Source organism: Rhodomicrobium sp. R_RK_3 (genome assembly GCF_002198715.1).
Taxonomy (GTDB): Bacteria; Pseudomonadota; Alphaproteobacteria; order Rhizobiales; family Rhodomicrobiaceae; genus R-RK-3.
Map to the genome: position 1 here is coordinate 101,492 of NZ_MWLK01000008.1, position 19,117 is coordinate 120,608.

Annotated in this window: 19 protein-coding genes; 10 read left to right on the top strand and 9 right to left on the bottom strand. The window is 67.0% G+C overall.

What is annotated here, in order from left to right; genetic code table 11:
• Positions 1-170: 170 nt before the first annotated feature.
• The 7 genes from BLEFHOIH_RS04205 to BLEFHOIH_RS04235 all read left to right on the top strand — a co-directional run bounded on the left by BLEFHOIH_RS04205 (position 171) and on the right by BLEFHOIH_RS04235 (position 6,842).
• Positions 171-746 carry a TRAP transporter small permease gene (locus tag BLEFHOIH_RS04205; protein WP_088343264.1) on the top strand — a complete coding sequence of 192 codons (576 nt, stop codon included), beginning with the start codon at positions 171-173 and terminating at the stop codon, positions 744-746.
• A gap of 6 nt (positions 747-752) precedes the next feature.
• Positions 753-2,066, top strand: a complete 1,314-nt coding sequence (locus BLEFHOIH_RS04210) for a TRAP transporter large permease subunit (protein WP_088343408.1) — start codon at positions 753-755, stop codon at positions 2,064-2,066.
• Between the two features lie 47 nt (positions 2,067-2,113).
• A complete protein-coding gene (locus tag BLEFHOIH_RS04215) occupies positions 2,114-3,097 on the top strand; it encodes a TRAP transporter substrate-binding protein (protein WP_088343409.1) in 984 nt (327 codons plus the stop codon).
• Between the two features lie 479 nt (positions 3,098-3,576).
• Entirely contained in the window at positions 3,577-3,942 is a 366-nt protein-coding gene (locus BLEFHOIH_RS04220; RefSeq protein ID WP_348626025.1) for a metalloregulator ArsR/SmtB family transcription factor, read from the top strand.
• Positions 3,939-4,451 carry an arsenate reductase ArsC gene (locus tag BLEFHOIH_RS04225; RefSeq protein WP_088343266.1) on the top strand — a complete coding sequence of 171 codons (513 nt, stop codon included), beginning with the start codon at positions 3,939-3,941 and terminating at the stop codon, positions 4,449-4,451. The genes BLEFHOIH_RS04220 and BLEFHOIH_RS04225 overlap by 4 nt, the downstream gene beginning before the upstream one ends.
• 2 nt (positions 4,452-4,453) lie before the next feature.
• Positions 4,454-5,506, top strand: coding sequence for an ACR3 family arsenite efflux transporter (gene arsB, locus BLEFHOIH_RS04230; protein WP_088343267.1), 1,053 nt, complete (start codon positions 4,454-4,456; stop codon positions 5,504-5,506).
• A 19-nt stretch (positions 5,507-5,525) separates the two neighbouring features.
• The gene (locus BLEFHOIH_RS04235) at positions 5,526-6,842 is read left to right on the top strand and encodes an NAD(P)-binding protein (RefSeq protein WP_088343410.1); all 1,317 of its coding nucleotides are present in this window, start codon (positions 5,526-5,528) and stop codon (positions 6,840-6,842) included.
• On the opposite strand, the gene BLEFHOIH_RS04240 is transcribed toward BLEFHOIH_RS04235, so the two are convergent.
• The 6 genes from BLEFHOIH_RS04240 to BLEFHOIH_RS04265 form a co-directional block, all read right to left on the bottom strand.
• Complete coding sequence (locus BLEFHOIH_RS04240) at positions 6,839-7,783, bottom strand: 5'-methylthioadenosine/S-adenosylhomocysteine nucleosidase (RefSeq protein WP_088343268.1); 945 nt, start codon at positions 7,781-7,783, stop codon at positions 6,839-6,841. The genes BLEFHOIH_RS04235 and BLEFHOIH_RS04240 overlap by 4 nt on opposite strands.
• Before the next feature lie 267 nt (positions 7,784-8,050).
• Positions 8,051-8,884, bottom strand: coding sequence for an oxidoreductase (locus BLEFHOIH_RS04245; RefSeq protein WP_088343269.1), 834 nt, complete (start codon positions 8,882-8,884; stop codon positions 8,051-8,053).
• Between the two features lie 43 nt (positions 8,885-8,927).
• Positions 8,928-9,233: a putative quinol monooxygenase gene (locus BLEFHOIH_RS04250; protein WP_088343270.1), complete on the bottom strand. Its 306-nt coding sequence runs from the start codon at positions 9,231-9,233 to the stop codon at positions 8,928-8,930.
• 24 nt (positions 9,234-9,257) lie between these two features.
• Positions 9,258-10,019, bottom strand: coding sequence for an SDR family NAD(P)-dependent oxidoreductase (locus BLEFHOIH_RS04255; protein ID WP_088343271.1), 762 nt, complete (start codon positions 10,017-10,019; stop codon positions 9,258-9,260).
• A gap of 34 nt (positions 10,020-10,053) precedes the next feature.
• Positions 10,054-10,707 carry an SDR family NAD(P)-dependent oxidoreductase gene (locus BLEFHOIH_RS04260; RefSeq protein ID WP_088343272.1) on the bottom strand — a complete coding sequence of 218 codons (654 nt, stop codon included), beginning with the start codon at positions 10,705-10,707 and terminating at the stop codon, positions 10,054-10,056.
• A gap of 69 nt (positions 10,708-10,776) precedes the next feature.
• Positions 10,777-11,238, bottom strand: coding sequence for a VOC family protein (locus tag BLEFHOIH_RS04265; protein ID WP_088343273.1), 462 nt, complete (start codon positions 11,236-11,238; stop codon positions 10,777-10,779).
• A gap of 118 nt (positions 11,239-11,356) precedes the next feature.
• Between BLEFHOIH_RS04265 and BLEFHOIH_RS04270 the strand changes: the two genes are divergently transcribed.
• The 3 genes from BLEFHOIH_RS04270 (at position 11,357) to BLEFHOIH_RS04280 (ending at position 13,668) form a co-directional block, all read left to right on the top strand.
• A complete protein-coding gene (locus tag BLEFHOIH_RS04270) occupies positions 11,357-12,241 on the top strand; it encodes a LysR family transcriptional regulator (RefSeq protein ID WP_088343274.1) in 885 nt (294 codons plus the stop codon).
• Between the two features lie 19 nt (positions 12,242-12,260).
• Complete coding sequence (locus BLEFHOIH_RS04275; RefSeq protein ID WP_088343275.1) at positions 12,261-12,890, top strand: DNA-3-methyladenine glycosylase; 630 nt, start codon at positions 12,261-12,263, stop codon at positions 12,888-12,890.
• A 97-nt stretch (positions 12,891-12,987) separates the two neighbouring features.
• Positions 12,988-13,668: a GNAT family protein gene (locus BLEFHOIH_RS04280; protein WP_170936994.1), complete on the top strand. Its 681-nt coding sequence runs from the start codon at positions 12,988-12,990 to the stop codon at positions 13,666-13,668.
• A gap of 33 nt (positions 13,669-13,701) precedes the next feature.
• Here the strand turns inward: BLEFHOIH_RS04280 and BLEFHOIH_RS04285 are convergent, their stop codons facing one another.
• The 3 genes from BLEFHOIH_RS04285 to ccrA form a co-directional block, all read right to left on the bottom strand.
• The gene (locus BLEFHOIH_RS04285; RefSeq protein WP_088343276.1) at positions 13,702-15,387 is read right to left on the bottom strand and encodes an acyl-CoA dehydrogenase family protein; all 1,686 of its coding nucleotides are present in this window, start codon (positions 15,385-15,387) and stop codon (positions 13,702-13,704) included.
• 38 nt (positions 15,388-15,425) lie between these two features.
• A complete protein-coding gene (locus BLEFHOIH_RS04290; protein WP_088343277.1) occupies positions 15,426-17,501 on the bottom strand; it encodes a hypothetical protein in 2,076 nt (691 codons plus the stop codon).
• Positions 17,502-17,730: 229 nt separating this feature from the next.
• Positions 17,731-19,029 (bottom strand): crotonyl-CoA carboxylase/reductase, encoded by a 1,299-nt coding sequence (gene ccrA / locus BLEFHOIH_RS04295; protein ID WP_088343278.1) that lies wholly within the window; start codon positions 19,027-19,029, stop codon positions 17,731-17,733.
• Positions 19,030-19,117 lie beyond the last annotated feature (88 nt).

Here is a 19,117-nt window from a genome sequence, read left to right on the forward strand (position 1 = left end):
CGCCGTGGGGTCTCCGGCCCGTCCGCCTTTTCCGCCTGTGGCAGACCGTGGCGCTTTGATGTTATTCATTCGACAATGGGGCGAGGCGAAGTTGGCAACATGCTTGCATCCGGCAATGCATTGACCGCAAAGAGCTTTGTCTGGGAGCGGGCCGCATCGGAGGGGATGGCATGACGGATGACGCTGGCGAGGAGGCCTCGCTGTTGCGGCGGGCGCTGGACGCGCTCTATCTCGGCGCGGGCTGGCTGGCCGGAGCCTTCCTGATCGTGATCTTCCTCTTGATGATGGGCCTGTCGATCGGCCGCCAGATCGGCATCAACATCCCCGCCGGCGATGAATTCACCGCCTGGTCGATGGCCGCGATGGCGTTTCTCGGTCTCGCCCACACCTTCAAATCCGGCGATATGATCCGCGTCGGCCTCATCACCGAGCGGCTGACCGGGCGCACCAAGCAGGTGTTCGAGATCGGGGCCTTGCTGATCGCCCTCGCCTTCACCGGCTATTTCACCTGGTACGCCTTCGGCTTCACCTATTATTCCTGGCTGACCAACGACGTCGCGCAGGGTGTCGTGCCGCTGCCGCTCTGGATCCCGCAGACATCCTATTGCGCCGGGCTGGCGCTGCTCGCCATCGCCATTCTCGATGAGCTGGTGCATGTGCTGCGCGGGCACCTGCCACGCTACGAGAAGGAGCCTCCCCGGACCGCCGAAGAGGTCGTCGAGCGCGCCGTGCAGAGTGCGGTGTAACCGATGATGTCCGGTGTGCAGCTTCTCGAAATCACCCTCATCCTGTTCGGCGTGCTGACCGTGCTGCTCGCCGGCGGTGTCTGGATCGCCATCAGCCTGCTGGCGGTCGGCTGGCTCGGCATGCTGTTTGTCGGCGGCATCCCGCCCGGACAGGTGCTCGCGACGACCGTCTGGGGCGGCAGCGCCTCCTGGGAGCTGGCCGCGCTGCCGCTCTTCATCTGGATGGGCGAAATCCTCTACCGCACGAAACTGTCGGAGGAGATGTTCCGCGGCCTCGCGCCCTGGCTCGACCGCATCCCCGGGCGGCTGATGCACGTCAACGTGCTGGCCTCCGGCCTGTTCGGCTCGGTCTCCGGCTCCTCCGCCGCCACTTGCGCGACAGTCGCCAAGATCGCCCTGCCGGAGCTGAAGAAGCGCGGCTATGACGAGATGCTGAGTCTGGGCTCGCTGGCGGGCGCCGGGACGCTCGGCATCCTGATCCCGCCCTCGATCACCATGGTGATCTATGCCGTCGCGGCCAATGTCTCGATCATCCAGCTTTTCCTGGCGGGCTTCCTGCCCGGCTTCCTGGTGATGGCGCTCTATTCCGGCTACATCGCCGGCTGGTCCGTCATCAACAAAGACAAGATGCCGCCGCCGGAGCCGACCACCACCTTCCGGGAAAAGCTGCGCGCCTCCACCAACCTCATCCCGCTGACGCTGCTGATCGCACTTGTCTTCGTCGCGCTGCTTCTCGGCTGGGCGACGGCGACGGAATGCGCCGCCTGGGGTGTGTTCGGCTCGCTCGCCATCGCCTGGTGGGGCGGCGTGCTCGACCGCCAGTCCTTCTGGGCGAGCGTCATGGGCACGACGCGCGTCACCTGCATGATCATGCTGATCCTCGCCGGCGCCGCCTTCATGAAGCAGTCGATGGGCTATACCGGCATTCCGGCTGCGCTTGCCGCCTGGGTCGACGGGCTGGGCCTCGGGCCATATGGGCTGATCACCGCCCTGACCATCATGTACATCCTGCTCGGCACCGCGCTCGACGGCATCTCGATGATCGTGCTGACCACGGCCATTGTGCTGCCGATGGTGCAGAAGGCGGGCTTCGACCTCGTCTGGTTCGGCATCTTCGTCGTGCTGATCGTCGAGATGGCGGAGGTCTCCCCGCCGGTCGGCTTCAACCTGTTCGTGCTGCAGACCATGAGCGGGCATGATTCCAACACGGTGGCGCTCGCCGCGCTGCCGTTCTTTTTCCTGCTGGTCGTCGCCGTCGCCCTCATCACCATCTTCCCGCAGATCGTGATGTGGCTGCCGCAATATGCCTTTCCCGGATGACGGGCAGGCAGGATGATGTTCAATCGCACCATATGAAGGAGAGTCATATGCCGATCACCCGACGCCTCGCCCTCGCGGCGGCCGTCTTCCTGGCCGCCGGAGCGACCGCGGCCAGCGCGCAGACGGTCTGGAACCTGCCGGCCGCCTATCCCGCCGATAACCCGCATTCGGAAAATCTCGCCGCCTTCGCCAAGGACGTCGAAGCGGCGACAGGCGGCAAGCTCAAGATCACCGTCCACGCCAATGCCTCGCTGTTCAAGGCGCCGGAAATCAAGCGCGCCGTCGCGACCGGACAGGCGCAGATCGGCGAAGTGCTGCTTTCGATCCACGAGAACGAGGACCCGGTGTTCGGCGTCGACGTGGTGCCGTTCCTGGCGACCAGCTTCGCGGATTCGATGAAGCTCTACAAAGTGTCGAAGCCCGCGATCGAGAAGAAGCTGGCCTCGCAAGGGCTGATGCTGCTGTTCACCGTGCCCTGGGCGCCGCAGGGCGTCTACACCAAGAAGGAGCTGAAGACGGTCGACGACATGAAGGGCCTGAAATGGCGGGCCTATAATGTCGGCACCTCGCGCATCGGCGAGCTGGTCGGCGCGCAGCCGGTGACCATCCAGGCGGCCGAGCTGCCGCAGGCGCTGGCGACCGGCGTGGTGAACGCCTTCATGTCCTCGGGCGGCACGGGCTACGACTCCAAGGTCTGGGAATCGCTGACCTATTTCTACGACGCGCAGGCCTGGATCCCGAAGAACGCCACCTTCGTCAACAAGGCGGCATTCGACGCCCTCGACGCCCCGACGAAAGAGGCCCTGCTGACATCCGCCGCCGCCGCCGAAGCGCGCGGCTGGAAGCTGTGGGGTGAGAAGGCGACCTGGTATCTCGACCAGCTCAAGCTCAAGGGCATGAAGGTCGAAGCGCCCTCGCCCGCCCTGATGGATGGTTTTAAGAAGATCGGCGACACGCTCACCGCCGACTGGCTGAAGCGCGCCGGCCCCGACGGACAAGCCATCATCGACGCCTATAAGAAGGGGAGCTGATGTCCTCGCAGCGGGGCAGTTTCAGACGGAAAAACAGACGCCCGTAATCCAATCCGCAGCCGAGTCGCCTCTCCCAAGGGGAGAGGGTTAGGGTGAGGGGGTAATCCCTCTCGGTAGGGCAGGGCGTCGCCACACGGAGAGGCATTACCCCCTCACCCGGCACGCTGTCGCGTGCCGCCCTCTCCCCATGAAGACCTTTGCAAAACTTCGATTCCTTCGCCCTGGCCGTTAGAGCCGGGGCCCACTCGCCTCTCCACTTGCCGCAGCAATAGCGGAATATGATTGGGTCCCGGCTCGGCCTGACGGCCGTCCGGGACGACGGGGAGAGAACCTTCGATACGCAACCTTCTCCCATGGGAGAGGGCTGGGTGCGCCTCTCCATCTCATGCGTTTTTCTAAGGTCCGCGACGCGATCCCTCGGTGCAGTATCTTTCCTGCGCCGCCTTGACTTTCAGCCCCAATCATTCAATGATCGTTGAATGATTGAACCATTGGACGATAAACAGGCCGTCACGGCGCTGACGGCGCTGGCGCAGGAGCACCGGCTCAAAATCTTCCGGATGCTGGTGCGGCGTGGCCCCTCCGGCCTGTCGGCGGGGGAGATCGGCCACGAGGCCGGCATCAGCCCGACCAGCACCTCGTTCCATCTCAAGGAGCTCGAGCGCGCCGGGCTGTTGCGGTCTGCGCGCGACGGGCGCTTCATCCGCTACGCCGTCAATATCGATGCGATGCGGCAATTGCTGGAGTTCCTGACCGAGGATTGCTGCCAGGGCAGTCCGGAGATTTGCGGCAGCGTCTTCGCCACCGCCAAGGCGCTTTGCGGCTCCCGAGGAGAAAAGCCATGAGCGGGCGCGTCTACAATGTCCTGTTTCTGTGTACGCATAATTCGGCCCGGTCGGTGATCGCGGAGGCCGTCATCAATCGGCTCGGCGGCGGGCGGTTTCGCGGCTTCAGCGCCGGCAGCCAGCCGCGCGGCCAGATCCACCCCTATGCCTTGGACCTTCTCGCCCGGAACCAATATGACACCGCCGGATTGCGCTCCAAATCCTGGGAAGAGTTCGCCGCGCCCGGCGCACCGGCCATGGATTTCGTTTTCACGGTTTGCGACGACGCCGCGAACGAGGTCTGCCCGCTCTGGCCCGGCCAGCCGATGACGGCGCATTGGGGCCTGCCCGATCCGAGCCGCGCCGAAGGCACGGAGGCGGAGAAGCGTCTCGCCTTCGCCGACACGCACCGGATGCTCTATCAGCGCATCGGCATCCTCACGCAAGTGCCGCTCCAGTCCCTCGACAGGCTCGCTTTGCAGAAGCGGCTCGACGACATCGGGGAGCAGGCGAAAGGCGAGAGCGCCTGACCATGTCCAAATTCGAACGCTATCTGACGGTCTGGGTCGGGCTGTGCATCGTGCTCGGCATCGCCCTCGGCCATCTTTTCCCGTCCGTCTTCCATGCCATCGGCACGGCGGAGGTCGCCAAGGTCAACCTGCCGGTCGCCGTGCTGATCTGGCTGATGATCGTGCCGATGCTGCTGAAGATCGATTTCGCCGCGCTGTCGCAGGTGAGGCGGCACTGGCGCGGCATCGGCGTGACGCTGTTCATCAACTGGGCGGTGAAGCCGTTTTCCATGGCGCTGCTCGGCTGGCTGTTCATCGGCTGGCTGTTCGCGCCTTACCTTCCCGCCGGCCAGATCGACAGCTACATCGCCGGTTTGATCCTGCTCGCGGCCGCGCCCTGCACGGCGATGGTGTTCGTCTGGAGCAACCTCTCGGACGGCGAGCCGCATTTCACCCTGAGCCAGGTCGCGCTCAACGACGTCATCATGGTCTTCGCCTTCGCTCCCGTCGTGGCGCTGCTGCTCGGATTGTCGGCGATCACGGTGCCGTGGGAGACGCTGGTGCTGTCGGTCGTGCTCTATATCGTTGTGCCCGTCGTCATCGCCCAGATCGCCCGCCGCGCGCTTCTCGCCAAAGCCGGACCGGAGGCGCTCGCCGCGCTGCTGGCCCGCTTGCAGCCGGTCTCGCTGATCGCGCTGCTCGCCACGCTGGTGCTGCTGTTCGGCTTCCAGGGCGAGCAGATCCTGGCGCAGCCGCTCATCATCGCCATGCTGGCGGTGCCGATCCTGATCCAGGTCTATTTCACCTCGGGCCTTGCCTATCTGCTCAACCGGGCGGCGGGCGAAACCCACAGCGTGGCTGGGCCGTCGGCCCTGATCGGCGCCAGCAATTTCTTCGAACTGGCCGTCGCCGCCGCCATCAGCCTGTTCGGCTTCGATAGCGGAGCGGCGCTCGCGACGGTCGTCGGTGTGCTGATCGAGGTGCCGGTGATGCTGTCGGTGGTGAAGATCGTCAATGCCAGCCGCGGCTGGTACGAGGCGGGTGGCGCCGTGCGCGGCCGGGCGGCGGTTCGATGATCCAGCTCAGGAGACAAAGATGAACGAGGATTTGCCCGTCGCGGTGATCGGAGCGGGGCCGGTGGGCCTGGCGGCGGCCGCCCAGCTTGTCGCGCGCGGTTTGACGCCGCTGGTCTTCGAGTGCGGCGGCCGGCCGGGCAGCGCGATACTGGACTGGTCGCATGTGCGGCTGTTCTCCCCCTGGCGCTATAATGTCGACGATGCGGCCCGCGCCCTGCTGGCGGAAACCGGCTGGAGCGCGCCCGATCCGGACCACCTGCCGAGCGGCGGCGAGCTGGTTCGCGGCTATCTCGAACCGCTGGCCGCGCATCCGGCGATCGCGCCGCATCTCCGCTTCGGCGCCCGGGTGACGGCGATCGGGCGCCTCGGCATGGACAAACTGTGCGACGCCGGCCGCGCCGATGCGCCTTTCACCCTCCGCTGGCAGGACGCGGCGGGCGCGAGCCATCGCAGCCTAGCCCGCGCCGTGATCGATGCCTCCGGCACCTGGCATTCGCCGAACCCGATGGGTGTCGATGGCCTGCCGGTGTCCGGCGAGGACACGGGGACCGTTGCCTACGGCATCCCCGATGTGAGCGGGGCGGCGCGCGGGCGCTACGCGGGCAAGCGCATTCTGGTGGTCGGCGGCGGCCATTCGGCGATCAATGCCGTGCTCGACGTGTTGCGGCTTCAGCAGCAGGCCCCCGCCACCCGCCTGATCTGGGCGCTGCGGCGCGACCGGATCGACAGGCTGCTGGGCGGCGGCGCCGATGATGCGCTGCCCGAGCGCGGCGCGCTCGGGATCGCCGCCAAGCAGGCCATCGAAAGCGGCCGCCTTGAATGGCTCGCGCCTTTCGCCGCCGAGCGCCTTGAGCGGACGGAGGATGCCATCCGCGTCGGCGCGACCTTGCGCGGCGAGCCGATAAGCCTCGAGGTCGACCGCATCATCGTCGCCACCGGCTTCCGGCCGGACACGCGGCTTTCCGGCGAGCTCCGGATCGCCCTCGATGCCGCCGTCGACGCCCCCGTCAGACTCGCGCCGCTCATCGATCCTAACCTGCATTCCTGCGGCACGGTGCCGCCGCACGGCGCCGCCGAACTCTCCCATCCCGAGCCCGGCTTCTTCATCGCCGGATCGAAATCCTATGGCCGCGCGCCGACTTTCCTGATGATGACCGGCTATGAGCAGGTCCGCTCCATCGCCGCCGAGATCGCGGGCGACCACGAAGCCGCGCGCGAGGTCCGGCTGGTGCTGCCGGAAACCGGCATCTGCAATACCAGCGCAAAACCGCAAGCCTGTTGCGGCCCGCAACCTGATGCCGCCGATGCCAAACGCGGCGGATGCTGCGCCGCTTAAGGCAGCGCCTTCAGGAACGCCCGCACGACGGTCGCGGAATTGTCCGAGGCCAGTTGGAAGAAGGTGCCCATCTCGTTCTCGCCCGCGCCGCCGCCGGCCAGATCGGCCAGCGAGCGGAAGGCGATGAACGGCACGCTGTTGGCGTAGGCGACATGGGCGACGGCGGCGCTCTCCATGTCGATCACCGACGCGCCGAACGTGTCATGCGCATATTCGCGGACGGCCTTGTTGTCGACGAAGGCTTGCCCCGAGACCCCCTTGCCGCCGACGATCAGACGCGGCTGGTGATCGAGGCAGGCCTTGGCGGCGGTGCATTGCGCCAGACCCTGGCCCTCGATCTTTTGCGCGACGCGCAGGAGGGCGGGATCGGCCTCGAACCACTTCACCTTTTCGATCTTGCCCGGTCCCCTGGCGATTCCGACCGGCTGCGGAAAGACCATGTTGAAATTCGGCGTCGTGCGCTCGGCATAGGAGGGGAGCTTATAGTCGCCGCCGGTCTCGCGCGCGAACACCGACTCCAGATACTGGCTCCAAGCCTGCGGCACGACGACATCGCCGATCTTGAGGCTGGGGTCGGCGCCGCCGGCGATGCCGGAAAACACCAGCCGCCGGATGTTGAAATGGTCGAAAACGCTCTGGGTGGTCATGGCGGCATTGACCATGCTGATGCCGCTCAGATAGAGCACCACCGGCTTGCCCGCGATCGTCCCGGTCAGGAATACGGTGCCGCCGATCAGATGCTCCTCGCGGCCTTCGAGGCTTTTCTGCAGCTCCAGCCATTCCGGCTCGAAGGCGGAAACCACAGCGGTGCGCGGCGCGGTGTCGAGAGGCTCGGCGCGGGCAAATGCGGGCGAAAGGAGCAGGGCGAGCAGCAGGCTCAGGAGCGCCAGCGCTCCGCGCGACTCATTCGATGGCTCGGTCTTCGATCTCGGCAGGGTCATGCATGGCTCATGGTTCGTCGCGGATCCGGGCGCCCGGGCGCTGAGTGCGAGCGGTATCCGCTTGCGCGGCATTGCGGCTGATGGCGAGGTGGTCGGATTGGGGGCGCTCAGAGGTAAAGTGCGCGCTCGCCAATCGGCTACGGCATCCATCTTGAACCTGGGCGTTACACTTCGATTGCGATCCCTTTCTATCGCGCTACGGACGTAACCGCGCGCCGTGGTCCGCTGAGCCATTGAGACGGACAAAGGCGCGGAGCATCGCCGGCATCACGGTGCCGGAAAGTCGGTCGACAGGGCCACCGAGCGCCACTCCGCCAAAATCGCGCGGTCGGTTTCGAGTTTTGCCTCGATTTTGGCGACGGTGTCGCTGCCGAGCGGCAATCGCATCGGCGGGATGGGCGCGTCCACGAAGGCGACCAGCACCTCCGCCAGCTTGATCGGATCGCCCGGCTGGTTGCGGCTGAGGCCGGCCGCGATGGCGCGCACCTTGCCGGCGGTGGCATCGTAATCGGCGATGCGGGCCGGGCTGACCGACAGCGACGACGCCTCGAGGAAGTCCGTGCGGAAATAGCCGGGCTCGACCACCGTGACATGGATGCCGAGCGGCGCGAGTTCGTCATGCAGCGCCTCGGACAATCCCTCGACGGCGAATTTGGCGGAACTGTAGACGCCGAAGCCCGCCGCCGCGCGATATCCCCCAATCGAGGAAAGGTTGAGCACGCGGCCCGAGCGCGCCTTTCGCATATGGGGCAGAAGGGCGCGGGTCACGGTCAGCAGCCCGAACACATTGGTCCTAAAGATCGCCTCGACCTCGGCGGCGGACGCCTCCTCCACCGCGCCGAGCAGGCCGAAGCCTGCATTGTTGAGCAGGACGTCGATGCGCCCGAACCGGTCGATCGCGGCCTTGGCGGCCGCCGCCGCCTGCTCCTCGTCCGTTACATCGAGCGCGACGGGGAGCAGGTTGGGATGATCGCCGAAACGGTCACGGATCGCTTTCGGGTTGCGCGCGGTCGCGGCGACGGCGTGGCCTTTGGCAAGCGCCTTCTCCGTGACGAGGGCGCCGATGCCGCGCGAGGCGCCGGTGATGAACCAGGTCTTCATGGTCGGTGAGTCCTTGGGTGAGGTTGTCGAACGTCAGCCGCGCTCACGGGCGCGATGAGACCATCGTGCAGAAGCTCAGCTCCATGTCCTTGGCGAGGAGCTCCGGGAACCGTCCCATGAGCGCCTTCGTGTAAGGCTGCTCGAAATGCGCATCGAGATCGGCTCGCGAGCGCCAGTTCTCGTAGAGGATCCACACGCGGCGGTCGTCATTGTCCCGGTGGATCAGGTAGTCGACCGATCCCGCCTCGGCCCGCGTGGGTGCGACCATCGCCTGCAGGGCTTCGCCCAGCGTGTCGGCATGTTCGGGTTTCGCCGTCAGGCGGGCGATCAAAGTCAATTGCTCGGACATCGTTTGGTCTCCTTGGAATGCGGCTCAGAAACCGGCCACGGACATCTTGATGTTCTGGCCGCCATCGACGGTGATGGTTTGGCCGGTGACGTAGGCGGAATGTTCGGATGCAAGCCAAACCATGGCGTCGGCGACATCCTCGGGCTGACCGATGCGCCGCAGCGGCACGTTCGCGTCCCAATAGGGCTGCATGTCGCGCCCCGTCGTGAAGCGGTCCGACATCTCGGTCTTGATGAAGCCCGGAGCGACGCAGTTGACGCGAATGCCTTCGTCGCCAAGTTCGACGGCGAGGGCGCGCGCCAGCGATTCCGAGGCGCCCTTGGTTGCCGAATAGACCGGCAGCAGCGCCCCGCCCTGGCGACCCCACAGCGACGACACCGTGATGATCGACCCGCCCGGACGGCGCAGATGCGGGATCGCATATCTGGCGGTCAGCAGCGTGCCGCGCAGATTGGTGCCGAGCACCGCGTCGATGTCTTCGACGCTGAGTTCGGCGAGCGGCAGGACGTGCGGCGGTTCGATCCCGGCATTGGTGATCACCGTATCGATCGGACCGAACTTATCGGCCGCGCCTTCGACGAAGGCCCGGACTTGTCCGGCATCCTGGACATCGGTCGTCTTGAACCAGGCCTTGCCGCCCAGCCGCTCGATTTCGGCCGCGGCCTCCGCGCCGCGCTGGGCGCGCCGGCCGGAGATCGCGACATTGGACCCGAGCTTCGCGAAGGCGAGCGCGGCGGCATAACCGATGCCGGAGGTCGCGCCGGTGATGACGATGGTCTTCGCCATGTTGGTTACTCCTCTGGATGTTGTCCCGGCCACGTCAGGCCGCTGCGGGGTAGACGGCCTCCCACGAGGCGGCGGGGGTGGTGGCGAGCGTCCAAAAACTCTCGGCAACAGCCCTGGCCTCGGGCGATCCCGGGCTGACCGAGGTTGCGACGGTCGCGATTGCGATGCGGGTGCCTTGCCGGCGCAGCGGCTCGGCGAGCGCCTGAACGATGTTGCGCAGCGCCGCCTTGCCGGCGCCGAGGCTGGCATAGCCGGCGTCGGGCGTGAGTGCGAGGCCGCCGCCGGTGACCAGGATCGTGCCGCCGCGCGCGCCGAACTGCGCGACCGCCGCCCGGATGGTGTGCAGGCCGCCCGCGACATTGATCGCGAGATCGATCTCGACCTCGCTGTCGGTCATGCTGAACAGGTCCTGCTGGCGCACCACGGCGGCGTTGTAATGCACCGCGGCGAGGCCGCCGGTGAGGCGATCCGCCTCGGCCATTGCGGCGCGGAGGGCGGCCGGGTCCGTCGCGTCGACCCGCAGCGCGTGGGCCGTGATGCCGAGCGCCGAGAGTTCGGCGGTCAACAGGGCGAGGCGGTCCGTATTGCGGCCGGCGAGGACAACCGACCAGCCTTCCCGGCCGAATTTCTCGGCGACCGCCTGGCCGATGCCCGGACCGGCGCCGATGATCATGATGGAATTGGACATGGTGTTTCCTTTGCGAAAGGGACGGCCGCGTCCCGAGGGGAACGGCGGCCGTTCAGTGTGCGGGACGGCTCAGGGGAGCACCTCGGCCAGCTCGATCAGATTGCCGAACGGGTCGCAGAAGAAGGCGAGGCGGCGGCTGATCGCGGGAAGCTCGAAGGGCTCGGTCACGATGGTGACGCCGCGCGACCGCAGGGTCTCGACTGTGATGTCGACGTTTTGCACATTCAGACAGAAATGATGGTAGCCGGCGTATTTCAGGCTATCGCCGAGGTCGGTATAGGGGCGGACGTCACGCGGGGAGGGCTCGCCGCCGCCAAGGATCTCGACATAGAAATGGTCGTCGGTCGCGGGGGCGAGATAGGCGAGCTTTTCATCGGCATAATCCCACTCGGCGACGACGCGGAAATCGAGCTTTTCGACATACCAGCGCTTGGCGGTCTCCAGGTCGGGGGTGCGCACCGCGACGTGGTGGCCGCGCATGTCGGCGAAAGGCGACGCGGCATTGTGGGCGGGGGGAATGAAGTCGGCCATGGTCTTTCTCCTGGTTCCCGGCCGGCGTCAGTACCGGCCTCGTGAGGAGAATTTGGCGCTTTTCAATTGCTCTGATTAGAGCGATAAAGCATCGGATAGTCCTGAGTGAAATTCAGCAATGCGGGCGACAGACCTATCCGAACTCGCGGCCTTCGACGCGGTGGCGCGGCATCGCAGCTTCCGGCGGGCGAGCGAGGAGCGCGGTGTCACCGCCTCCGCGATCAGCCATGCGGTCAGCAATCTGGAGGCGAGGCTGGGCATCCGGCTGGTAAACCGGACGACGCGCAGCGTGTCGCTCACCGATGCCGGCGCCAAGCTGTTCGCGCAATTGTCGCCGGCCTTCGGCGACATCGGCTCGGCGCTCGATGCGCTCAACCGGTTTCGCGAAACGCCTTTCGGCAAAGTGCGCATCAACGCGCCCAATTCGATCGCGCCCTTCGTCTTCGGCCCGGTGATGGGCACGCTGATCGCCCAGAACCCCGATCTGGAGCTGGAGATTGTCGCGACCGACCGGCTGGTCGATATCGTCGAGGAGGGCTTCGATGCCGGCGTGAGGCTCGGCGAGAGCCTGCGCGAGGGCATGACGGCGGTGAAGATCAAGCCGCGACTGCGTCTGGCCGTCGTCGGGTCGCCGGCCTATTTCGAGCGGCATCCGCTTCCCAGAACGCCGGCCGACCTCAAGACCCATGTCTGCATCCGCAACATCTATCCGAGCGGGGCGGCCTATGCGTGGGAGTTCAGCCGCGCCGGCAAGATCATCGCGTTCGAGCCGACCGGGCCGCTGTCGCTGGACGACCACGAGTTGATGGTCGAGGCGGCGAGATCCGGCATCGCCCTCGCCTATGTCTGGGAGAGCCGGGCGCGGCCCTATCTGGACAGCGGGCACCTCGTCGAGTGCCTCGCCTCATGGAGCGCTCCGGGAGACTGGCTCTATCTCTATTACCCGACGCGCAAATACCTTTCCGCCGGATTGCGAGCCGTGGTGGACGCCTTGCGCGTCTAGACACTACATGGAGAGCGGGATGACGCGCGACGAAAGGCAGGCGGTGGCGCACGGCGATTTGAGACGCATAGGGCGGGCGGAGCTTCCGGCGGACACGCCGGCGCTCGCGCGGTTTCTGCTGGGCAAGCTCGTCATCCGGGAACGGCCCGAAGGCGACGTCATCGGCCGCATCGTCGAGACCGAGGCCTATGTCGTGGGCGATGCCGCCAGCCACGCTTACCGCGGCGTCACCTCCCGCAACCGCTCGCTGTTTCTGCAGCCAGGGCACGCCTATGTCTATCTGGCCTATGGAGTGTCATTCATGCTGAACGTGTCGAGCGGCGCGGCCGGCATCGGCGAGGGCGTGCTGATCCGCGCGCTCGAACCGGTTGCAGGCGTCGGGTTCATGGAGAGCCGTCGTGGCACGTCCAGGCTCCGCGATCTGGCGCGCGGTCCGGGCCGGCTGACGCAGGCGCTGGCCATCGACCGCAGGCTGGACGGCGCCGATCTCTGCGCTCCGGGCGAGATCTGGCTCGGCGCGGACGGGTTCGCGGCGGGCGCGGTCGGCACCAGCGTCAGGATCGGCATTACCCGCGACGCCGACCGGCCGCTTCGGTTTTTCCTGCGCGGCAATGTCTTCGTCAGCGGGCCGGGCGCGCTGAACCTGTGAGACTGATTCGGCCCAGCCCGCCTCGCCGGCGGGATCGGCTGGACATCGCCATCCTTCATCCTCTAGTCAGAGGCCAGGAACGACGCGTCGGCGAAGCATGGAGACGAAGGGCGTGGACCTATCGAGCTGGAGCGGCGCTCCCAGGCCCGAGCGCATCGTGCTCGAAGGGGCCTATGCGCGCCTCGAGCCTCTGGATGCCCGGCATCATGCGGGCGACCTCCTTCATTCCGCGCTCGCGGACGGCGCGGAGGAGCGCTTCCGCTATCTTTTCGACACGCCGCCCCCCGACCAGCCAAGCTTCGCGCGCTGGCTTGAGACCGCCGCGGCATCGCAAGACCCGCTCTTCTTCGCCGTTATCGACAAGGCGACCGGCCGCGCCGAGGGCCGCCAGGCTTTGATGCGCATCGATCCGGCGCATGGCGTGATCGAGATCGGCAATATCCTCTGGGGCCCGGCCATCGCCCGCAGCCCGGTCACGACCGAGGCGTTTTTCCTCTTCGCCTCCTACGTGTTCGACCGGCTCGGCTATCGCCGGTTCGAATGGAAATGCGACGCCCGAAACCTGCCGTCGCGGCGGGCGGCCGAGCGGTTCGGCTTCAGTTTCGAGGGGATCTTCCGCCATCACATGGTCGTCAAGGGCCAGAACCGGGACACCGCATGGTTCTCGATCATCGGCCCGGAATGGCCGCGGCTCTCGGCTGCGCTTTCCGCCTGGCTCGATGCATCCAATTTCGACGAGGCGGGTCAGCAGCGGCGAAGGCTGGAAGACTTCCGGTGATCGGAGCCTGATGAGGAAGGTGCTGCCGGACGTTCAATTCCGCGTTTCGAGCAGGCGCCGTGCAATGACCTGCGCCTGGATCTCCGCCGCGCCTTCGAAGATGCTGAGGATGCGGGCGTCGCAGAGGACGCGGCTGATGGGGTATTCCAGCGCAAAGCCGTTGCCGCCGTGGATTTGCAGCGCGTTGTCCGCCGCCGCCCAGGCGACGCGGGCCGCCAGAAGCTTCGCCATGCCGGCCTCGAGATCGCAGCGGCGGCCGAGGTCCTTTTCGCGGGCGGCGAAATAGGTGAGTTGGCGGGCGATCAGCGTTTCCACCGCCATCATCACGATCTTGTCGGCGACGCGCGGGAAATTGACGATCGGCTTGCCGAACTGAGCGCGCTCATTGGCATAGCGCAGAGCGAGGTCCATCGCCGATTGCGCGACGCCGATGGCGCGGGCCGCCGTCTGGATGCGGGCGGCCTCGAAGGTCTGCATGAGCTGCTTGAAGCCCTGGCCCTCTTCGCCGCCGAGCAGATTGGCGGCAGGCACCGCGAGGCCGTCGAAGGAAATCTCGTATTCTTTCATGCCCCGATAGCCGAGCACTTCGATCTCGCCGCCGCTCATGCCCTCGGCCGGGAACGGGTTGGCGTCGGTGCCGCGCGGCTTCTCGGCCAGGAACATCGACAGGCCCTTGTAGCCGGTCTCGTTCGGGTCGGTGCGGGCGAGCACGGTCATCAGGTCGGCGCGGACCGGATGGGTGATCCAGGTTTTTTGCCCGGTGATGCGGTAGACATCGCCGTCGCGCACGGCGCGGGTCTTCAGCGAGGCGAGGTCGGAGCCGGTGTTGGGCTCGGTGAAGACGGCGGTCGGCAGGATCTCGCCGGAGGCGAGGCGCGGCAGGTATTTCTGCTTCTGCTCGTCGGTGCCGGCGCCCAGGATCAGCTCGGCGGCGATCTCCGAGCGGGTGCCGAGCGAGCCGACGCCGATATAGCCGCGCGACAATTCCTCCGAGACGAGGCACATCGCCTCCTTGCCGAGGCCGAGGCCGCCGAATTCCTCCGGCATGGTCAGGCCGAACACGCCCAGCTCGCTCATCTTGGCGATGATTTCGAGCGGAATGTAGCTGTTGGTCAGGTGCCATTCCTGCGCGTGCGGCACCACTTCGGCCTGCGAGAAGCGGTGCATCTCGCCGCGCATGGATTCCAGCATTTCGTCGAGGCCGCTATCGCCGTAGGTGGCTGTGCCCTGGGCGTCGTTGATGAGGGCGATCAGGCGGGCGCGGATCTGCGGCGTGTTGCCGGCGCCGATGAGCTTGCGGACGGGCGCGGCCTCAGAGAAGGCGGCTGCGTCCTCGGCTGAAATGCCCAGTTCGGGAAGGCGGATGAATTCGAGCTGGCTCATCGGGATGCCGCCCGCGATCTGCGCGCAATATTCGGCGAGGCCGACCTGCACCAGGAGCGCGTCGATTTCGCCGAAGCGGCCTTGCGCTTCCTGGCGCTCGGCATAGGCGGCGAGCTGCTTGACGGACTCGGCATAGGTGGCGAGCCAGGCGAGGCCATGGGCGCGGTGCTGCTCGCGATCGAGCGCGGCGGCATCGACCCGGCCATCGGGGGCGAGCGCCGCGCGGGAGGCCGCGATGGCCCGCCCGAGCAGCTTTTCCGCCTCGATGGCGACTTCGGCGGCGAGCCCGGATATCGGGCCTGGACCAGCTTGAGACACATCCGCCGCCAAAGTCATTTACGCTCTCCTACATATCGATTGAACGGCCACCCGTGTCAGGGATGCCCGGCGGACCGCCCGCCGAACAGGCGGCCGAAGAAGCCCCGGCTTTCCTTGGCCTTGGTCTTGACCGGCTCCGGCTTCTGCGGCTCTTCGACCGGCTTCGGCTCGGGTTTCGGATCCTCGACCGGCTCGGGCTCTTTCGGCTCGGAGGGCGGCTCGGGATCGCCCGCCTGGGCGATTGGCTCGGCCGACGCTGCGGCTTCGGCTGGCGCCACGGCGATTTCCGCAGGCGCGGCGTCGACCGTCTCCGGCTCGGCGGCAATCTCGGCCGTCTCGACGGGCGCAGCGTCCGGCTCGGTCACCGCGGCTGACGCTTCGCCAACCTCCGCCGCTTCGACGGCCGGCCCAGGCTCGACGGCAACAGGCTCGGCGGCGGTTTCGACGATCGCGGCAGTCTCGACAGCCGGCCCCGCCTCGAGGATTTCGACGCTGTCCGCCGCTACTTCAGGCTCCGGCTCCGCCGCAAGCTCGACCACTTCAGCCACCTCCACCGTGGCGATTTCAGGCTCTGGCGCCGCAGCCGGTTCGACCGCGACCAGCTCCACCTGTTCGGCCGGCGCGGCCTCCGCTTCGGCGGCCTCGACCAGTTCGACGAACTCGGCTTCGGTCTCGATGCCCTCGCTTACCGCTTCGGCAGGAACGGCAGCTTCGCCCGGCGCTTCGGCCGCAAAGCCTTCGGCTTCACCGGACGGTTGCGGATCTGCAGATGCGGCAGGCTGCGCGAACTCGTCTTCGAACTGCCCGGCATAGCAAGGCTCGGAGCTACGACTTTCTGACCCTCCATCATCGAACGCTTCTCCCACATCTTGAGTCATCGGCTCGACCGCGATCTCGGCGGCCGGCGTCGGGGCCGGGTCTGCTGCAGGAGCATGAGCCGCGCTGCCGTTCAGATAGGGGGCCGGGCCGTCCGCCTGGGTGACCGTCTTGACGCGCTCCCACGAGGCGTCGGCCAGGGCGTCGAAGCCATTGGGACCGCTTTCCGCCTCGGGCTCGGCGTCGGCCGCTTCCACCTCCGGCTCGGCGATCTCGATCGGCTCCGGCGCAGTGTCAGCCTCCGGTTCGGCTTCCGGCTCGGGCTCAGAGGCGACAATGTCTGGCTCAGCGGATGCAACGGCCTCTGGCTCGACGACCGCGATGGCTTCTGGCTCAGGCGCGGTTTCGGCTGCTTCTGGAGCCGTTTCGGGTTCCGGCGCGGCAACAGCCTCGGGTTCGGCGGAGGTGACGACTTCAGGGGCCGGGGCAATTTCCGCGGCGACCGGCCCCGGCGCAGCGGCTGCGGCGACTTCCGCCTCAACCTCGGCGGCAGGCGCGGAGGCGACCTCGGCAGCGACCGGCCCCGGTGCGGCGGCAGCGGCAACCTCCGCCTCGACCTCGGCGGCAGGCTCCGAGGCAGCCTCGGCGGCTACGGGTTCCGGCGCGGCGGCAGCGGCGACTTCCGCCTCAACCTCGGCGGCAGGCTCCGAGGCTACCTCGGCAGCTGCGGGTTCCGGTGCGGCTGCGGCGGCAACTTCCGCCTCGACCTCGGCGGCGGGCTCCGAGGCGGCCTCGGCGGCGACTGGCTGCGCGACGGCAGGGGCGATTTCCGCCTCCGGCTCAGCGACGCCAGCCGGTTCCGCTTCCGCGACGGCTTCCGGCGCCGCCGGTTCGCCGACCGCCTCGGCCTCCTCCAACGTTTCGGGTTCCGCCTCGACCATGACTTCGGACAGGCCGATGGCGACGGTCGCGCCGCCGCCGCCGAAACCGCCCGCGCGCGGCATGATGACCTGGCCCGTGTCCTCGGCGCTGGTCTCCTGCGGCGCCGGCGGCTCGGCGGGAGAATCGGGCGGGGACGGAATGTCCGGCCCTTGCGGATTGTCGGGCTGGGCGGGGCTGTCGGGCGGGGACGGGTCTTCGGGCGTCGGCGGCGTATCGGGCTGAGCCGGGCTGTCGCCGGGGCTCGGGATCTCGGGGCCACCCGCGACGACTGCCGCGCCGTCGAGCCGCGCGCTGATCAGTGCGAGCACGGACTGAGCCGCCTCGTCCGCCAGGCCGCTGCTGCCGGCCAGCGAATCCAGTTGCTGCACGACCATATAATACTCATTTCCAGTCAGTTGCTCTGCCGCCTTGGCCCGCAACCTTTGAATACCGGCCAAAATATCCGGCTTTCCATCACTCATATCTGCCCCCCTGCTTCCAAAATCATGCCGCGATCTTGCGCCAGTTTAGCCAGAGTCGCGTTGAGGGCCAGCCGAAAGGTGGCAGCAAAGCCCTTTGTCAAACAAAAGTTTTATGCCCGGAAGCAGAAACGCGGCGCACGGATCAACCGAACCGGTTGCGGCTGACCTCGAGCACGTCGTCGAAGGTGCGCAAACCCGGCTGCGGGCTCATCACCATCACGGCCATGTTGCCGGGCTGATGCTCGTTTCTCCACATGCGCATATGCGCCTTCGGAATATCGGTCCACGGAAACACTTCCGACATGCACGGGTCGATGCGGCGCTCGATCACCAGCCGGTTGGCCTGGCTCGCCTGCAGCAGATTGGCGAAATGCGAGCCCTGCACGCGCTTCTGATGCATCCAAAGATAACGCGCGTCCATGGTGAGGTTATAGCCGGTCGTGCCGGCGCAGATCACCACCATGCCGCCGCGCTTGACCACGAACACCGAGACCGGGAAGGTCGATTCGCCCGGATGCTCGAAAACGAAATCGACATTGTTGCCCTTGCCGGTATGCTCCCAGATGGCGCCGCCGAATTTGCGCACCTCCTTGAACCATTCCTGGTATTCGGGCGTGCCGACCGTGGGCAACTGGCCCCAGCATTTGAAGTTCTTGCGGTTGATGACGCCCTTGGCGCCGAGCTGCATGACGAAATCGCGCTTGTCGTCGTCCGAGATCACGCCGATGGCGTTGGCGCCGGAGACCGCGATGAGCTGCACCGCGAAGGAGCCGAGCCCGCCGGACGCGCCCCAGACCAGTACGTTCTGGCCGGGCCGCAGCACGTGCGGGCGATGGCCGAACAGCATCCGGTAGGCGGTGGCGAGGGTGAGCGTGTAGCAGGCGCTCTCCTCCCAGGTCAGGTGGCGCGGCCGCTCCATGAGCTGGCGGTCCTGCACCCGGCAGAATTGCGCGAAGGAGCCGTCCGGCGTCTCGTAGCCCCAGATGCGCTGGCTGGAGGAGAACATCGGGTCGCCGCCGTTGCATTCCTCGTCGTCGCCGTCGTCCTGGTTGCAGTGGATGACGACCTCGTCGCCGACCTTCCAGCGCTTGACCTTGGAGCCGACCGCCCAGACGATGCCCGAGGCATCCGATCCGGCGATGTGATAGGGACTTTTATGGCCGTCGAGTGTGGAGATGGGCGTGCCGAGCGCGGCCCAGACGCCATTATAGTTGACGCCCGCCGCCATCACCAGCACCAGCACGTCGTGGCTGTCCAGCTCCCAGGTGGGGACGACTTCGATCTGCATGGCGGTGTCGGGGGGCCCGTGCCGCTCCTTGCGGATGGCCCAGGCATACATGTTTTTCGGAACATGGCCGAGCGGGGGGATTTCGCCCAGCTCGTAAAGGTCTTTCTTCGCGGCCTGGCCGCCTTCGATGGTGGTGAGCGCTGGTTCGGACATCGGGCATATTCCTCCGCCTTCAGGCGATCAATTTGCGTCCCCGCCCCCGAGCGGGGTTAGACGGCCCTTCGGGTCCGCATCAGAGTCC

Excerpts from the sequence above, each read along its gene's own strand:
- BLEFHOIH_RS04290 (WP_088343277.1), bottom strand. The coding sequence starts at position 17,501 with ATGGTCGTGCAGCAACTGGATTCGCTGGCCGGCAGCAGCGGCCTGGCG.
- BLEFHOIH_RS04265 (WP_088343273.1), bottom strand. The coding sequence starts at position 11,238 with ATGGCCGACTTCATTCCCCCCGCCCACAATGCCGCGTCGCCTTTCGCC.
- BLEFHOIH_RS04260 (WP_088343272.1), bottom strand. The coding sequence starts at position 10,707 with ATGTCCAATTCCATCATGATCATCGGCGCCGGTCCGGGCATCGGCCAG.
- BLEFHOIH_RS04275 (WP_088343275.1), top strand. The coding sequence starts at position 12,261 with ATGACGCGCGACGAAAGGCAGGCGGTGGCGCACGGCGATTTGAGACGC.
- BLEFHOIH_RS04280 (WP_170936994.1), top strand. The coding sequence starts at position 12,988 with ATGGAGACGAAGGGCGTGGACCTATCGAGCTGGAGCGGCGCTCCCAGG.
- ccrA (WP_088343278.1), bottom strand. The coding sequence starts at position 19,029 with ATGTCCGAACCAGCGCTCACCACCATCGAAGGCGGCCAGGCCGCGAAG.
- BLEFHOIH_RS04235 (WP_088343410.1), top strand. The coding sequence starts at position 5,526 with ATGAACGAGGATTTGCCCGTCGCGGTGATCGGAGCGGGGCCGGTGGGC.
- BLEFHOIH_RS04245 (WP_088343269.1), bottom strand. The coding sequence starts at position 8,884 with ATGAAGACCTGGTTCATCACCGGCGCCTCGCGCGGCATCGGCGCCCTC.
- BLEFHOIH_RS04240 (WP_088343268.1), bottom strand. The coding sequence starts at position 7,783 with ATGACCCTGCCGAGATCGAAGACCGAGCCATCGAATGAGTCGCGCGGA.
- BLEFHOIH_RS04250 (WP_088343270.1), bottom strand. The coding sequence starts at position 9,233 with ATGTCCGAGCAATTGACTTTGATCGCCCGCCTGACGGCGAAACCCGAA.
- BLEFHOIH_RS04225 (WP_088343266.1), top strand. The coding sequence starts at position 3,939 with ATGAGCGGGCGCGTCTACAATGTCCTGTTTCTGTGTACGCATAATTCG.
- BLEFHOIH_RS04210 (WP_088343408.1), top strand. The coding sequence starts at position 753 with ATGTCCGGTGTGCAGCTTCTCGAAATCACCCTCATCCTGTTCGGCGTG.
- BLEFHOIH_RS04285 (WP_088343276.1), bottom strand. The coding sequence starts at position 15,387 with ATGACTTTGGCGGCGGATGTGTCTCAAGCTGGTCCAGGCCCGATATCC.
- BLEFHOIH_RS04205 (WP_088343264.1), top strand. The coding sequence starts at position 171 with ATGACGGATGACGCTGGCGAGGAGGCCTCGCTGTTGCGGCGGGCGCTG.
- BLEFHOIH_RS04270 (WP_088343274.1), top strand. The coding sequence starts at position 11,357 with ATGCGGGCGACAGACCTATCCGAACTCGCGGCCTTCGACGCGGTGGCG.
- BLEFHOIH_RS04220 (WP_348626025.1), top strand. The coding sequence starts at position 3,577 with ATGATTGAACCATTGGACGATAAACAGGCCGTCACGGCGCTGACGGCG.
- arsB (WP_088343267.1), top strand. The coding sequence starts at position 4,454 with ATGTCCAAATTCGAACGCTATCTGACGGTCTGGGTCGGGCTGTGCATC.
- BLEFHOIH_RS04255 (WP_088343271.1), bottom strand. The coding sequence starts at position 10,019 with ATGGCGAAGACCATCGTCATCACCGGCGCGACCTCCGGCATCGGTTAT.
- BLEFHOIH_RS04215 (WP_088343409.1), top strand. The coding sequence starts at position 2,114 with ATGCCGATCACCCGACGCCTCGCCCTCGCGGCGGCCGTCTTCCTGGCC.